This is a genomic window from Daejeonella sp., from assembly GCF_049655485.1.
Taxonomy (GTDB): Bacteria; Bacteroidota; Bacteroidia; order Sphingobacteriales; family Sphingobacteriaceae; genus Daejeonella.
In genome coordinates, this window is record NZ_JBASJU010000153.1 from 1 (window position 1) to 15,118 (window position 15,118).

Annotated in this window: 13 protein-coding genes and 1 pseudogene; 8 read left to right on the forward strand and 6 right to left on the reverse strand. The window is 41.9% G+C overall.

Annotated features, from left to right (window positions below):
* Positions 1 to 184: 184 nt before the first annotated feature.
* Both WBJ10_RS06380 and WBJ10_RS06385 read left to right on the forward strand, forming a co-directional pair.
* Positions 185 to 2,086 (forward strand): amidophosphoribosyltransferase, encoded by a 1,902-nt coding sequence (locus tag WBJ10_RS06380; RefSeq protein WP_424288688.1) that lies wholly within the window; start codon positions 185 to 187, stop codon positions 2,084 to 2,086.
* A 151-nt stretch (positions 2,087 to 2,237) separates the two neighbouring features.
* On the forward strand, positions 2,238 to 2,867 hold the full coding sequence (locus WBJ10_RS06385) for a hypothetical protein (RefSeq protein WP_424288689.1): 630 nt from the start codon (positions 2,238 to 2,240) through the stop codon (positions 2,865 to 2,867).
* An 82-nt stretch (positions 2,868 to 2,949) separates the two neighbouring features.
* On the opposite strand, the gene WBJ10_RS06390 is transcribed toward WBJ10_RS06385, so the two are convergent.
* Complete coding sequence (locus WBJ10_RS06390; RefSeq protein WP_424288690.1) at positions 2,950 to 3,579, reverse strand: LysE family translocator; 630 nt, start codon at positions 3,577 to 3,579, stop codon at positions 2,950 to 2,952.
* Between the two features lie 283 nt (positions 3,580 to 3,862).
* On the opposite strand from WBJ10_RS06390, the gene WBJ10_RS06395 reads away from it, so the two are divergent.
* From WBJ10_RS06395 to WBJ10_RS06405, 3 genes are all read left to right on the forward strand, one after another.
* Positions 3,863 to 5,470, forward strand: a complete 1,608-nt coding sequence (locus WBJ10_RS06395; RefSeq protein WP_424288691.1) for an MFS transporter — start codon at positions 3,863 to 3,865, stop codon at positions 5,468 to 5,470.
* Positions 5,470 to 5,928, forward strand: coding sequence for a deoxycytidylate deaminase (locus WBJ10_RS06400; RefSeq protein ID WP_424288692.1), 459 nt, complete (start codon positions 5,470 to 5,472; stop codon positions 5,926 to 5,928). The genes WBJ10_RS06395 and WBJ10_RS06400 overlap by 1 nt, the downstream gene beginning before the upstream one ends.
* Positions 5,929 to 5,993: 65 nt before the next feature.
* A complete protein-coding gene (locus WBJ10_RS06405) occupies positions 5,994 to 7,832 on the forward strand; it encodes a UbiD family decarboxylase (RefSeq protein WP_424288693.1) in 1,839 nt (612 codons plus the stop codon).
* 88 nt (positions 7,833 to 7,920) lie between these two features.
* On the opposite strand, the gene WBJ10_RS06410 is transcribed toward WBJ10_RS06405, so the two are convergent.
* The 3 genes and pseudogenes from WBJ10_RS06410 to WBJ10_RS06420 all read right to left on the reverse strand — a co-directional run bounded on the left by WBJ10_RS06410 (position 7,921) and on the right by WBJ10_RS06420 (position 9,119).
* The gene (locus tag WBJ10_RS06410) at positions 7,921 to 8,424 is read right to left on the reverse strand and encodes a C40 family peptidase (RefSeq protein WP_424288694.1); all 504 of its coding nucleotides are present in this window, start codon (positions 8,422 to 8,424) and stop codon (positions 7,921 to 7,923) included.
* Positions 8,425 to 8,660: 236 nt separating this feature from the next.
* Positions 8,661 to 8,771: pseudogene (locus tag WBJ10_RS06415) on the reverse strand (YdeI/OmpD-associated family protein); the annotation flags it as partial.
* A gap of 15 nt (positions 8,772 to 8,786) precedes the next feature.
* A complete protein-coding gene (locus tag WBJ10_RS06420) occupies positions 8,787 to 9,119 on the reverse strand; it encodes a hypothetical protein (protein ID WP_424288695.1) in 333 nt (110 codons plus the stop codon).
* Between the two features lie 55 nt (positions 9,120 to 9,174).
* On the opposite strand from WBJ10_RS06420, the gene guaA reads away from it, so the two are divergent.
* Genes guaA through WBJ10_RS06435 form a run of 3 tightly spaced genes read left to right on the forward strand, consistent with a single transcriptional unit; the run spans position 9,175 to position 13,074 of the window.
* A complete protein-coding gene (gene guaA, locus WBJ10_RS06425) occupies positions 9,175 to 10,704 on the forward strand; it encodes a glutamine-hydrolyzing GMP synthase (RefSeq protein WP_424288696.1) in 1,530 nt (509 codons plus the stop codon).
* Positions 10,661 to 11,905, forward strand: coding sequence for an ABC transporter substrate-binding protein (locus tag WBJ10_RS06430; RefSeq protein WP_424288697.1), 1,245 nt, complete (start codon positions 10,661 to 10,663; stop codon positions 11,903 to 11,905). Before guaA ends, WBJ10_RS06430 begins: the two co-directional genes overlap by 44 nt.
* Positions 11,902 to 13,074, forward strand: coding sequence for an RsmB/NOP family class I SAM-dependent RNA methyltransferase (locus WBJ10_RS06435; protein WP_424288698.1), 1,173 nt, complete (start codon positions 11,902 to 11,904; stop codon positions 13,072 to 13,074). Before WBJ10_RS06430 ends, WBJ10_RS06435 begins: the two co-directional genes overlap by 4 nt.
* A gap of 26 nt (positions 13,075 to 13,100) precedes the next feature.
* Here the strand turns inward: WBJ10_RS06435 and WBJ10_RS06440 are convergent, their stop codons facing one another.
* Together WBJ10_RS06440 and WBJ10_RS06445 are read right to left on the reverse strand one after the other, a co-directional pair.
* Positions 13,101 to 13,676: a MarC family protein gene (locus WBJ10_RS06440; RefSeq protein ID WP_424288699.1), complete on the reverse strand. Its 576-nt coding sequence runs from the start codon at positions 13,674 to 13,676 to the stop codon at positions 13,101 to 13,103.
* Positions 13,677 to 13,775: 99 nt separating this feature from the next.
* The coding region (locus tag WBJ10_RS06445; RefSeq protein ID WP_424288700.1) for an amino acid permease at positions 13,776 to 15,118 on the reverse strand (1,343 nt) is incomplete at its 5' end.

Below are 15,118 nucleotides of genomic sequence, written 5' to 3' on the forward strand. Positions count from 1 at the left end.
GGTTTTCTTATTGCTATTTTTTATTGTTTTTCCGTCTGCGATACAGCGGTACCTTTAAAGTACTGATTGGTTTAAAACACACACTGTCAATTTGTTAATTAAACCAACTCTAGTGCGATTTTCAGACAGATTTCATTGGCTTCTTAGTGATTAAATATCTACTTTTGCATACTCACAACCACGTATGAGCGAGCAGATCAAACACGAGTGCGGCATCGCACTTATCCGCCTTCTAAAACCCTTATCTTTTTATCAGCAAAAATATGGCACAGCACTTTACGGGCTGAACAAGCTATATCTTTTGATGGAAAAGCAGCATAACAGAGGGCAGGATGGAGCAGGTATAGCGACTATAAAACTGGATGTACCCCCAGGGAACAGATATATTAGCCGGTACCGTTCTACCGGATCGAATGCCGTAGCGGAGATTTTTGAATACGTGCAGAAGAAATTTGCAGATGTTCAAAAAACCGCACCAGAGCTTTTGCTTGATTCTGAATGGTTAAAACAAAATATAAGCTTTACCGGAGAAGTGCTCATGGGCCATCTGCGTTACGGAACCCATGGGAAAAATAGTATTGAAAGTTGTCACCCCTTTCTCCGCCAGAATAACTGGATGACCCGAAACTTAGTGATAAGCGGTAACTTCAATATGACGAATGTGGATGAACTTTTGGAGCAGCTGTTTGAGCTGGGCCAGCATCCAAAGGAGCGGACCGATACAGTAACGGTTCTTGAAAAGATAGGACACTTTCTGGATACAGAAAATCAGGAACTTTTTGACCAATATAAAGCTGAAGGGTTTTCAAACGAACAGATCAGCCATCAGATAGCTGAACATATTGATGTAGCTTCTATACTTAAACGCTCGGCTAAAACATGGGACGGCGGCTATACAATTAGCGGAATTTTCGGACATGGAGATGCATTTGTGATGCGGGATCCAGCCGGTATCCGGCCCGCGTTCTACTATCATGATGATGAGGTTGTGATTGTAACTTCTGAGCGCCCTGCTATACAAACCGCATTTAATGTACCGCTTGAATCTGTAAAAGAGATCAAGCCGGGACACGCACTGATTGTAAAGAAAAATGGGACTGTTACTGAGGAACAGTTCCGTGAACCGGAGGTCCAGAAATCTTGTTCCTTTGAGCGGATTTATTTCTCCAGGGGCAGCGATGCGTCTGTTTATCGTGAGCGTAAGCAATTAGGCCGCTTACTTTGTCCGCAGATCTTAAACGCTATAGATCACGATCTTAAAAACACCGTATTTTCTTTTATCCCAAATACTGCGGAAGTGGCATTTTACGGGATGGTTGAAGGTGTTCACAAATATGTGAAGCAATACCAGCGCGATACTCTCCTTAAGCGTGCAGACAGGATATCCGATGAGGAATTGGAAGAGGTTCTTAGCATTGCGCCGAGAATTGAAAAAATTGCGATAAAGGACGTTAAACTAAGGACCTTCATTACTCAGGATGCCGATAGGGGAGATATGGTTGCTCACGTTTATGATACCACTTACGGGCTCATTAATAGAGGAACTGATAACCTGGTACTTCTTGATGATTCTATTGTTAGGGGAACCACATTAAAACAGAGTATTCTTAAAATACTTGACCGGCTTGGCCCGAAAAAAGTAATAGTTGTTTCTTCCGCACCGCAGATCCGTTATCCGGACTGTTATGGGATTGATATGTCACGGATGGGAGAATTCGTCGCTTTCGAAGCAGCTATATCGCTTCTGCGCGAGTCTGGTAAAGAAAATGTGATTGAAGAAGTTTATCAGAACTGTTTGGAGTCTCAAAAATTAGGCAATAAACAGGTTAAAAATTATGTTCAGCAGATCTACGACCAGTTCACAGATCAGCAGATTTCCGACAGAATAGCACAAATCATCACACCAAAGGAAATCAAGACGGAGGTTCAGGTTATCTTTCAGACACTCGATAATCTTCACAAAGCAATTCCCGACCACTTAGGTGATTGGTATTTCTCAGGCAACTATCCAACGCCTGGTGGTAATAAGGTTGTAAATAAGGCTTTCATGAACTGGATGGAGGGGAAGAATCAGAGGGCGTATTGAGTTGAGAGTTGAAAGTGGAAAGTGGAAAACTGAAAACAGAAGACAGAAGACAGAAGACAGAAGACAGAAGACAGAAAAGTGAAAGGCAAATATACCTGATATCCCTTACTGGGGAAAAGAATTTTGTATCTTGAAATTTCATTCCTGGGTTATGAGAAATTTGCTGTGTTTAATCCTTCTCCTGCTAAGTTCGATAGTGTCTTCAGCACAGGAAATACATTTCTATGATGTACATGGAAAAAAAATAAGCAAGGAACAATTTGAAAAGCAACGCGACAGTCGTGTTAATCTAGCCCTAAGCTTTCAAAAAGGTAAAACCACTGAAACCCGGTTATTTCTTCGTTCCAAGACCGGTTTTATTAGCCAGGAAGTGCTTAATAAGATTATCTCAAATCTCCAGACGGTTACGGGGAAATCAATCGACCGATCGGAAATGATGATCATCAATTATCATCAAGGAAAAGACAGGTGCAATTCATCAGGGAGTGGAGCGACTCTTGAGCAGTGGAAGGTGGCTAGGGCTAAATATCGTCGGCAACTTGAGCGATTGGGTCAAGGCTCTCCATATTATATGTATGCATCCAAAGAGGGGATTAGAAACTCGTATGGTTTCCTCCAATGGTATCCTGACCTGGATTTCTTGATCGAAAAAACTTTCTTCAAATATAAATACCCCTGCGGCAGCTTTGTAATAATTAAACCGGACGGCGAATACATCGCACAATATGGCGAGTACAGCCTGGAACAAGTTATCAAGCAAGCAAAAAACCTTCTAAAATAAATCTATTTTTTTGAGAATGAGAAATTAAAAACTGCGAAGCGAAAGGTGGCGTTTGCCTCCGTTTTCAGTTTTCCCTTTTCAGCTAAATCAAAGAGTGCCCCGTCAACAAATTATAAAGCAATCGTGCTGCAAAAATCAAGATCAGCACTCCTGCAATCCGATTCAAATTCGATATTGTTTTCTCCTTAATCCGATACCGGAGTTTATTCGCATAATAAGCTTTGACTACGTCTACACTAAATTGGGTGATCAGTATAGATCCAAAAAATGGAATGACAGTTGCCGGATCAATTTCCCCTGAAATGGATATCACACCACTGGTAACACTCAGCCAGTAAAGCAGTATAGCAGGATTGAAAATGCACATGATAAATCCCTTAAGGAAATATCCTGTGTTTCGGCGTTTGGAGGTGGATTGTTCGTAATTAACTTTTACGGTTTTAAACAGGTAGTAAATGCCAATTGCAAAAAGTATGGTGCTTCCTGCAACGCCTATTTGAACCCGGTATTCACTTTCAAGGGCGAGAAATGAAGTGCCGTAGAGAGTGAGTGCTACATAAAAAATGTCGCTTACCAATACTCCTGCAGCGAGCGAGACGCCCGCATAGAAGCCTTTTTCTATACTTGTTTTAATCAGAGCAAAAAATACAGGACCGGTTAAAAACGAAAGCACAAATCCCAATCCAATTCCTGTTATAATCGATTCGATCATTCCGAATTATTAATTCCAATTGCGCGAATATGCGAATAGTCTCGGTAATAACAATAGAAAAACGCTTAGGTTTCAGCTTTCAATTATTAGTGCAGCAAGGGGATAACACAAGCTGCGCCCTATATATTTAATTTCCAATATATTAGAACCTGCTTTAGATTTAATACTTCTGCTGTGGACCTATAGCTTGATTATTATCAATTGCTCTCAAAAAAAAAGATCATTCACATATGAGAAATTTAATTTATGTTAGGGTCGTTTTTAAAAAACTAATCTTTAAATAATGGAGAAGAACTCACAAGCTAACTATGGATCCGCATTATACACTATAATTACGGTGTTTTTTTTCTGGGGATTCCTGGCTGCCAGTAACGGTATTTTTATTCCTTTCTGTAAAACACATTTCAACCTGACGCAATTTGAATCTCAGCTTATTGAGTATACGTTTTATGGAGGTTATTTTATTGGGTCTTTGATTTTGTTTTACGCATCGAAGATTACCAAAGTGGATATTTTGAATAAACTTGGATATAAAAATGCTATAGTCCTCGGACTTGTTATTTCCGCCGGAGGTGCCTTGCTTATGGTGCCTGCCTTGCATTCCGGTTCTTTTCCTTTTATCCTTACCGCGTTTTTCTTCGTCGCGATAGGTTTTTCGCTTCAGCAAACTGCAGCAAACCCTTTTGTGGTGGCACTGGGAAGTCCGGTGACTGGCGCTAATCGCCTCAATTTAGCTGGAGGTGTAAACAACTTCGGAAGTATTTTAGGCCCTATTGCAGTAAGTATTATCCTATTTGGAAGCGCAAAGGCTGTTTCTACTACGGTTGTCGAGATAACATCAATAGATACTTTATATTATGTCCTGGCAGGATTGTTCCTGGCAGTGGCAATTTTCTTCGCTGTATCTAAACTTCCTAACGTGACTAGTGATGAAAAGATTGAATCCAGTGATAAAACCAATTTGCCACTTGCGGTGATATTTATAGCATTTATCCTGGTTTTGGCGGGTATTCCACTGGCAGACATCACTGGTCTAAGTCTGGCTTACTTTGTATATGCAGCATTAATTATAATTGTACTTACCCTATTCCTGACACTCGGTGCGGCGTCCAAAGACAAAACCGGCTGGGGTGCAATGGGATATCCGCAATTGATTTTAGGAATGATGGCGATCTTTACCTACGTAGGTGTGGAAGTTACTATTCAGGGAAATATGGGCACCTTGCTTCAGTTGCCTGAATTTGGTGGATATACCGATGCAACTATTGCCCCGTTTATATCACTTTATTGGGGAAGTATGATGATCGGCCGCTGGACAGGAGCTGTAAGTGCTTTCAATCTTGCAAAAAGCACTAAAAATATACTTACCATCGTGGTGCCTTTTGTAGCCTTTGGTATAATATTGTTTGCAAACGATTGGAACGGTACTGATGTGAGCCAGTTCTATATTTATTCAGTTTGTATAGTCATACTTATTGCCGGCTTCTTTTACAGCCAGGAAAAACCTGCGAAAACACTTTTAACATTCGGTGTTTTAGGAGCTATAGCAATGGTAATAGGTTTAATGACTACAGGGAAGATTGCTACTTATGCTTTCCTTAGCGGAGGTTTGTGCTGTTCTATCATGTGGCCATGTATTTTCGCATTGTCGATAGCAGGATTGGGAAAATACACCAGTCAGGGTTCAGCTTTCCTAATCATGATGATCCTTGGGGGGGCTATTATTCCACCGGTACAGGGACTTCTTGCAGATGAAAGTGGAATTCACATCTCGTATATAGTTCCGGTTATATGCTTTGCATACTTGGCCTACTTTGCAATTAAGGTAAGTTCAGAATTGAAGAAGCAAGGCATTGATGTTAGTAAGCTGGACGCAGAAGCGGCGCATTAATGATTGAAAAGCCAAGCTTCGATCTGATATTTATGAAACTGGCAACTGACCTGGCTGCACGCTCACATTGCGTGAAAGCCCAGGTCGGTGCTGTTTTAACGAAGGATACCCGGATAATTTCAATTGGTTATAATGGTCCGCCTGCAGGTACTCATAACTGCGATGAGGAATGGCCTGAAACGGGATGCCCCCGCGACTCAAAAAACAGTTGTTCACTTGCATTGCACGCAGAGGAAAATGCCATCTTATACGCTGTGAAAAATGGTGCGACGCTGGAAGGGGCGACTCTCTATCTCACTTTATCTCCATGCCTGGCCTGTGCCCGGATAATTTACTCGTCGGGAATTAAGAAGGTTTGGTTTAAAGCATCGTATGCGGAGTACAAAGGATTGCCATTTGATGAAGGGGTTGAGTTTTTAAATAAGTTTGGTATAGAGTGTCGGAGGTCAGACTCCTGACCTCATAAAACATTGCAAATTTTCGTCCCCGTTTCCCTAAATTTGCCTTACATTGAAAATACAACATGGGTTACAAAAGCCTTGCACACTGCGTTTCAGACCTTGAGAAACATGGTCATCTTATTCGGATAAAAGAGGAGGTAGATCCGCATTTGGAAGCTGCTGCTATACATTTACGGGTTTATGAAAATCAAGGACCTGCGTTATTGTTCGAGAATCTAAAAGGCACGCAATTTCCTGCTGTTTCTAATCTTTTTGGGACCCTTGATCGTTCCAAATTTATGTTTCGTGATTCTTTAGACAAGATCAAAACCCTGGTTGATCTAAAGTCTGACCCATTGAAAGCACTTAAGAATCCTTTCAAATATGCCGGGGTCGGATTAACAGCCTTATCTGCACTTCCATGGCAGACGGGCTTCCGATCGCCGGTTAAATTTGGAAAGATTCAAATCTCCGACCTTCCCCAGATTACCCATTGGCCCATGGATGGTGGGCCTTTTGTTACCATGCCACAGGTTTATACCGAGGATATTGATAAACCTGGTATAATGAATGCCAACCTTGGAATGTATCGGATCCAGTTGGGAGGCAATGATTATATTCAGAATGAGGAAATTGGGCTTCATTACCAGTTGCACCGCGGTATTGGAGTTCATCAAACCAAGGCAAACGCAAAAGGGGAACCTCTTAAAGTGAGCATATTTATTGGTGGCCCGCCATCGCATCCGCTTGCCGCAGTGATGCCCCTTCCTGAAGGATTATCAGAAATGACATTCGCTGGCGCGTTAGGGAACAGGCGCTTCAGATATTTTTATGACGATGAAGGATTTTGTATTTCATCAGATGCTGACTTCGTCATAACTGGTACTATAGAGCCGGGTCAAAATAAAGATGAAGGACCATTCGGGGATCACCTCGGCTATTACAGTTTAAAACATCCCTTTCCTGTGATGAAGGTCCGGAATGTTTATCATAGAAAGGATGCGATATGGTCTTTCACCGTTGTGGGCCGTCCGCCGCAGGAGGACACCAGTTTCGGTGCCTTGATTCATGATATAACTGGTTCAGCCATTCCGAAGGAAATACCCGGCTTACACGAAGTAAATGCTGTAGATGCAGCAGGAGTACACCCTTTACTGTTCGCCATCGGCAGCGAAAGGTACACACCTTATTTAAAGGAAAAGAAACCTCAGGAAATCCTGACCCTTGCAAATCATATTTTGGGGAAAAGCCAGCTCAGTCTTGCAAAGTTTCTTTTTATCAGCAGTAAAGAAGACAATCCATCACTTTCAACAAATGATATTCCCGGTTTTTTAAGGCATATTTTGGAGCGGGTAGATCTGACACGCGATCTTCATTTTTACACAAAAACCACTATCGATACCTTAGATTATAGTGGTACAGATATTAATTCAGGATCTAAAATAGCAATTGCTGCTGCAGGTGATAAAAGGAGAACGCTGTGGGAAGAATTACCGGCTTCTTTTACTTTACCAAGGCCTTTTGAAAACCATAAACTCGTTATTCCAGGAATTATCGCAGTAGATGCACCCAAATACACAGATGCGGCCGAAACTGCAAAGGAAGTTGAAATTTTAAATAACGCATTAGGATTCAAGAATCTGGAAAGCCTCCCTCTGATAGTGCTTTGCGATGATGCGGGGTTCACCGCCCGGACTATTAATAATTTTGTTTGGGTGACCTTTACCCGAAGCAACCCCTCACACGATATTCACGGTATCAATTCATTTACGGAAAATAAACATTGGGGCTGTAAAGGGCCGATGATCATTGATGCCAGGATAAAACCACATCATGCACCGCTTCTTATTAAAGATCCGGAGGCTGAGAAAAAAGTTGATGAACTCGGAAAAGAAGGAGGTTCTCTCCACAAAATAATCTAACCGGCCATCTCTAACCAAAAAAAACTAAACTCTAACAACAAACAACAAACAACGAACAACAAACAACGAACAACTAGCCAACGAACCCCTAATTATTAAATATCCTAATCACCTTCACAAATCGTCCCTGATAGTATGCGTTTAATGGAGTCTTAGTTACAGCGTATGCTTTTCCGGATGTTGAATGAATGAATTCGCCCCCGTTTTCAGCGGATGTTATTATTCCCATATGCCCGACTACACGCTTAGTGCTGTCTGTTCCTGTAAACAAAATTATATCACCTCTTTTAGCCTGATTAAGGCGTATTTCCCTTTCAACTGAAGTGAATCCTACAGAAGATCTTGGAACAGCAATGTTGAAGCGATTAAATACATAAGTGATAAATCCTGAGCAGTCAAATCCCTTATTGGGATCGATTGAGCCATATAAGTATGGAACACCCACCAATGTTTCAGCAAAGTCAACTAATTCATCAGCCTGTGTTTTTCCAGGATTGATATACTGCACATCAAGCGAGTCTGCATAATTCCAGGGTGGAACTTCTCCTGGTATCTCAGTGTCGCGCAGCTCTGAGTCGGAATTTTCGCTCACGTCCGAAGTGTTATGTACTAGTGAAGAGTCACTTGTCTTTGCACTTTTTGGGATATAATGCTCCTGAGCTCCTGAATTACACCTTGAAAGTGTAATTACAGCGATTAAACAAAAAAATAGAACCCTCATATATATACTTCTGCAAAAATACGTCCAACCTTTCACCCACTACTCTCACCTTACATTCTTTATTCCCCACTCTCCATTCTCAACTTTCATCTTCCACTTTTCACCTTTCATCTTTTCTTGATTTTCTCCGCGATCTCCAGGGCCCTCTTAATCCGGCTCTCAATAGATTTCGCCTGGTTTACATAGTAAATGTACCCCCGTTTATGTCCGTCGTTAAGTGCATGGTAAGTATTTTACGCTGCAGGGTCCTGCTCTAGTACTTCATTGAGCTCCTCCGGACGCGCAAGTCCATTTTCAGGATCATGACGAATAGATATTTCAAATGGAATATCAACATGCAGCTTGTTTTGCCTAATTAGTTGCTTACTGGCGATGATTACATATCTGCCATGCCTGGGATTTAAAGCACAGGGGAATTCAGGATTTCCTTTAATAGAACAAAAAATACGCGGCGCCCCTTTGCCCTTAATGAAATGCGCAGCTATCTTATCTGGAACAACGATGAGGTGATGTACCATTTTCTCATCAAGCGGTTCAAGAAGAACATTAAAAGTTACAGGTGCCATAAAGTTTTGCTAACCAAATATAGGGAGAAGCGACGGGAAAAAATTATCTTTGCCCATGCAAGAAAAGATGATCATTCTTGACTTCGGGTCACAATATACTCAACTTATTGCCCGGAGAGTCAGAGAACTAAACGTATACTGCGAAATACACCCATTCAATAATCTTCCTGAGTTTGATGATACCGTAAAGGGAGTTATCCTATCAGGTAGCCCTTACTCAGTCCGACAGGAGGAAGCTCCGCAAATTGATTTTGTTACACTTCAGGAGAAGTATCCTATTCTGGGAGTTTGCTACGGCGCACAGTACATAGCCCAAAAGTCAGGGGGGGAGGTAAAGCCATCTTCCACCCGTGAGTATGGCCGTGCCAACCTGGAGTACATCGATCATAGTCATCCACTTTTTAAAAATATAGCCGCAGGGACTCAAACCTGGATGTCGCACGCCGATACCATTGCCTCAATACCTGACACATTCGAAATCATTGCAAGTACCGATTCTGTTAAGGTCGCGGCCTTTCATATTAAGGGTACTAAAGTATATGGTATCCAATTTCATCCGGAAGTAACACACAGTACGGAGGGTAAACAGCTTTTAGAGAACTTTCTTGTAGATATTTGCGGATGCAGTCAGGACTGGACTCCAGACGCTTTCATTGAAAGCACTGTTACATCTCTTAAGGCACAGCTTGGCGATGATAAAGTGATATTGGGTTTGTCAGGTGGTGTTGATTCCTCAGTCGCAGCCGTTTTATTGCATCAGGCGATTGGGAAGAATTTGCATTGCATATTCGTGGATAATGGATTGCTTCGTAAAGGGGAGTTCGAACAGGTATTGGATTCATATCAGCATATGGGGCTTAATGTTCGCGGAGTGCGGGCGGGCGACAGGTTTTTGGGGCAGTTAGCAGGTTTGAAGGATCCCGAACTTAAAAGAAAAGCCATCGGCCGGGTGTTTATCGATGTTTTTGATGATGCCGCCCATGAAGTTCAGGACGTGAAATGGCTTGGTCAGGGTACCATTTATCCCGACGTGATTGAATCTGTTTCAGTGAAAGGACCATCGGCGACCATTAAATCCCATCACAATGTGGGCGGTCTTCCTGATTTTATGAAATTAAAAGTTGTAGAACCTTTAAATACGCTCTTTAAGGATGAAGTAAGGCGTGTGGGTAAAACATTGGGTATGGACCCCTCATTGCTTGGAAGGCATCCATTTCCCGGTCCTGGTTTAGCAATCCGTATCCTTGATGATATAACACCGGAGAAGGTTGCAATTCTTCAGGAAGCAGATGCCATCTACATCAATAACCTTAAGTCCTCCGGATGGTATGATAAGGTTTGGCAGGCTGGCGCGATATTTTTACCAGTTCAGTCTGTGGGAGTTATGGGAGACGAAAGAACCTATGAGCACGTTATTTGTTTAAGAGCTGTAAGTTCTGTTGATGGAATGACCGCTGATTGGAGCCATCTTCCACATGAGTTACTGGCAAAAATATCGAATGAAATTATTAATAATGTAAAAGGAATTAACAGAGTTGTATATGATATTAGTTCCAAGCCGCCTGCTACGATCGAATGGGAGTAGATGTTTACTCATACTTTCACTTCTAGTCGCCGTATCAGGATGTTCTAAAAGGATAATACCAGCTAAGACTGGAACAGTAAAAACTCCTCCAGTAGTTAAGCCCCGGGAAGAAGTGCCTCCTGTAAAAAGAGACATAGATCATTCTATTGCACTGTTATTGCCGTTCGAACTTAATACAATTGATCTGCGTACTGCCGGCACGGACGAGATCCGTAAATCCCATCTGGCAGTTGACTTCTACCTGGGATTTAAGCTGGCGCTAGATTCTCTTTCCAGAAATGGCCATAACTATAGGCTTCAGGTTTTGGATACCCAGGACCAGGAGGCTCGGATTGTCAATCTTGCTGCTGCAGCGTCTGTCAAGGAGAATGAAATCATTGTTGGGCCCATCTTTCCGGATGCAATAGGTGCATTTTCTGATTTTTTCGAGAAAAGCGCTACTAAGCTGATCGTTTCTCCGCTGGCTGCATCGATGCCCTCCCAGTTTGATAATCCAAATCTGGTTACGGTAAATAATAGTGTGGATCAGCACGGGTGGAAAATAGCGGAATATATTACCAAAAACTACAAACCCGAACAGGTCAATATCGTACTAATTAACACGAAGAAAAGCGACGACGAAAAGTTCGCGGCTCCGATAAGGAAATTTATTGCTGAGCTTTCGAATGGAAAATTTGCTATCGTCGAAAGGCCCAACGGAATCAATTTGCAATCCTATCTAAGTACTTCAAAAAATAACCTGGTTATACTTTCTTCAGACGACCGGATGTTCATTGTGCCTATAATTGATAGGCTTTCTAAACTGTCGAACGAAAATTACAGAGTTGAACTATTTGGACATCCGAACTGGGTTAAAGCAGATTTTCTTGATGGTTCGAAGATGCAAACCCTTAAAACCAAGTTAAGCTCATCTTATTTTGTTAATTATAAAACCGATAAGGTTAGACACTTTATAGCCAGGTATCGGGATGAATACGGCTTCGAACCATCTGAATATTCCTTTAAGGGCTTTGATATTGGATATTATTTTGGAAGCATGCTTCAGAAATATGGGAAAAACTATGCAGGCCATCTTACTCAGGAATCGTATACCGGACTTCATAACAGTTTTCGCTTTACAAAAGAAGCGCGTTCGGGCTATCGCAATACTGAATTAATGATGCTTACCTATCGGGCTCTTGAACTACAAATGATAAAATGAGGTCGGAACAGCAATTAAGGACTTTCTTGCGTGTTTTAGACCATTATTCGGGAGACCGGCCACTTAGTAAGTTTCTTCCTGAATTCTTCCGGCGAAATAAACAGATGGGTTCTAATGACCGGCGTTCCGCCTCCAGGCTTTTATATAATTACTTCAGATTAGGAAAGGCTTTTGCAGACCAGGCAATCGAGGAGAGATTGTTTATCGCAGAGTTTTTTTGTACATCCGTAGATAATCCTTTTCTGCAGCATTTCAGGCCGGATCTCAATGAGAGAATTTATCTGTCGCTGGCCGATAAAATTGCTTTTATGCAATCGCAATATGGTTTTGTACTTGCTGATGTATTTCCTTTTGGACCCCTTTCGGAGGGTATTGATGAAACAGATTTTTTCAAGTCGATTTTTGTCCAGCCGGACCTTTACATCAGGATTCATCCTGATAAGGAGGAAGTGGTCATAGCGGCTATTGCCGAAACTGCTATTCCCTTCAGACTTGTTGGAAAATATACCATCGCTTTGCCGAATGGTACTAATTTGGACAAGATATTCCCTGATGACGTATTCCCAACAAAGCCCTATGAAATTCAGGATCTTTCATCGCAGCAAACACTAAAGTATTATAAACCCAACCGGTATGAACACTGGTGGGATGCATGTGCTGCCTCCGGCGGCAAATCACTTCTTTTATTCTCGGAACAGCCAGATATTAAGCTTGTGGTTTCTGATATCCGCGAAAGCGTACTGGATAATCTGGATGAGCGATTTATCAATGCAGGTTTACGTACCTATCAAAAAAAGCTTCTCGACCTGACACAGAACCAGGACCAGATTCTTCACCATTATCAGTTTGATGGGATAATTCTTGATGCGCCATGCAGCGGTTCAGGTACCTGGGGCAGGACACCTGAAATGATTAGCCAGTTTTCTGATTATAAGATCGCCGGATTTAAAAATCTTCAAAAAACCATTGCTTCAAACGTAATCAAATATTTGAAGCCGGGCAAAGCTTTAATCTATATCACTTGCTCAGTATTCAAAGAAGAAAATGAAGATGTTGTGAACAATCTGGTATCGGAATATAGTTTAAAGCTTGAGAGCCAGGAGATTTTCAGAGGATACGAAAACAAGGCCGACACGATGTTTGCAGCAAGGTTAATCAAACCCGAATAGCGCTGAATTTTTAATTCTAGTAAGAATCATAATCCTGTATTGGCCCGGAATAACTTTACTGCAATGGCCAAAAGGATAATTCCAAATGCTTTTCTCAATATATTTACACCGGTTTTTCCGAGCAGTCTCTCAAGCCGAACGGTGTTCTTAAGCACGATATACACGAAAAGCATATTTAATACGATCCCGACAATGATATTTTGAGTTGCGTATTCTGATTTAAGAGATAGGAGAGTGGTGAGGGTGCCCGACCCGGCTATCAATGGAAATGCGAGGGGAACGATTGAAACACTTTCTGACACCTCCTCTTTGAACAAGTTCACACCGAGGATCATCTCCATCGCGATGATGAATATCACTATTGATCCAGCTATCGCAAAGGACGATACATCGAGTCCGATAATTTTCAACAAAGCTTCACCCGCATAAAGAAATAAGATCATTATAAGCAAGGCGACAATGGAGGCCTTCTCCGACTGTATATGTCCGGCTTTGATACGCAGGGAAATTAAAATTGGTATGGACCCCAAAATATCGATGATCGCAAAAAGGATCATCGTAACCGAAAGAATCTGATTGTAATTGAAATCGAAACTATCCATTTTCGTTTGTTAATAATACGTTTTAATGAAATCCGATAAGCCCAAAAGCAAAAAGGTTCCGGATTATACCGGAACCTTTAAATTACGTGATATTTTTAATTATTCTCTGTCTTTCTCTATGATCTTGCCATCTCTGATCTCTCTGATCTTGCTGTACTTCTTGCCATAGCTGAAATAAATCACTACTCCAAGAGCCATCCAGATGAACAAACGTATCCAGCTTTCTCCCGGAAGGGAATACATAAGATAAACACAAACAAGTACTCCCATAATTGGAACGAAAGGAACAAAAGGAGTTCTGAACGGACGAACGGCATCTGGAAGTGATTTCCGCAGGACCAAAATACCGATACAAACCAGGACAAAAGCAAATAATGTTCCGATACTCACCATATGGCCAAGATCGGATACTGGAACAAATCCCGCAAATAAGCTTACAAATACCAGGAAGAACAGGTTTGTTTTCCATGGTGTACGGAATGTTGGATGTAACACAGCAAAGAAGCCAGGTAGCAGCCCGTCCTTAGCCATGGTGTAAAATACGCGCGACTGCCCCATTAACATCACCAGGATAACTGAAGTGTAACCTGCTAGGATTGCAATGATCAAAGCATCCTGTAGAAAGCTGTAACCTGTCATTGCGAAAGCCGTCGCTGCTGGTTTCGCATCACCTGCAAAGTCCTTATAATTTACAAGACCGGTCATAACGTGAGCGAATAATACATAAAGTATTGTACACACGATAAGCGATCCCAATATACCTATCGGCATGCCTTTCTGCGGATTCTTAGCTTCCTGAGCGGCTGTCGACACAGCGTCGAACCCAATAAAGGCAAAGAACACAACTGCAGCCCCTGTAGAGATTCCGCTCCAACCGAAGTTTTCAAACTTTCCTGTGTTCTCAGGAATGTAAGGAACATAGTTATCAGGGTTAATATGACTCCATCCTAAAACAATGAATACTAAAACAACAGCAACTTTCAATACTACCAGAAAGTTGTTCATGCTTGCTGATTCCTGGGTTCCACGAATAAGGACAAGGGATAATACACAGACAATAAATATTGCAGGTAAATTGATCAGTCCTCCTTCAATAACGGTTCCGTCGCCTAATTTCATAGTTTCCCATGGTGAAACGATGAATTCGTGAGGTAAATTAATATTATACTTGTGCAGGAGTTCAAGGAGATATCTTGACCAGCTTACGGCTACTGTAGCTGCTCCTAATGCATATTCTAGTACAAGGTCCCAACCGATGATCCAGGCCATAAACTCACCCATAGTTGCATAAGAATAGGTGTAGGCACTTCCGGCCACAGGAATCATTGACGCAAATTCTGCATAACATAAACCAGCAAATGCACATGCGAAAGCTGCAAGTGCGAACGAAATGGTTACGGCAGGACCCGCATTTTCTGCTGCTGCGATACCAGTTAACGAGA

Coding starts and splice junctions, on each gene's coding strand:
- WBJ10_RS06380 (WP_424288688.1), top strand. CDS start 185: ATGAGCGAGCAGATCAAACACGAGTGCGGCATCGCACTTATCCGCCTT.
- WBJ10_RS06385 (WP_424288689.1), top strand. CDS start 2,238: ATGAGAAATTTGCTGTGTTTAATCCTTCTCCTGCTAAGTTCGATAGTG.
- WBJ10_RS06390 (WP_424288690.1), bottom strand. CDS start 3,579: ATGATCGAATCGATTATAACAGGAATTGGATTGGGATTTGTGCTTTCG.
- WBJ10_RS06395 (WP_424288691.1), top strand. CDS start 3,863: ATGGAGAAGAACTCACAAGCTAACTATGGATCCGCATTATACACTATA.
- WBJ10_RS06400 (WP_424288692.1), top strand. CDS start 5,470: ATGATTGAAAAGCCAAGCTTCGATCTGATATTTATGAAACTGGCAACT.
- WBJ10_RS06405 (WP_424288693.1), top strand. CDS start 5,994: ATGGGTTACAAAAGCCTTGCACACTGCGTTTCAGACCTTGAGAAACAT.
- WBJ10_RS06420 (WP_424288695.1), bottom strand. CDS start 9,119: ATGGCACCTGTAACTTTTAATGTTCTTCTTGAACCGCTTGATGAGAAA.
- guaA (WP_424288696.1), top strand. CDS start 9,175: ATGCAAGAAAAGATGATCATTCTTGACTTCGGGTCACAATATACTCAA.
- WBJ10_RS06430 (WP_424288697.1), top strand. CDS start 10,661: ATGATATTAGTTCCAAGCCGCCTGCTACGATCGAATGGGAGTAGATGT.
- WBJ10_RS06435 (WP_424288698.1), top strand. CDS start 11,902: ATGAGGTCGGAACAGCAATTAAGGACTTTCTTGCGTGTTTTAGACCAT.
- WBJ10_RS06440 (WP_424288699.1), bottom strand. CDS start 13,676: ATGGATAGTTTCGATTTCAATTACAATCAGATTCTTTCGGTTACGATG.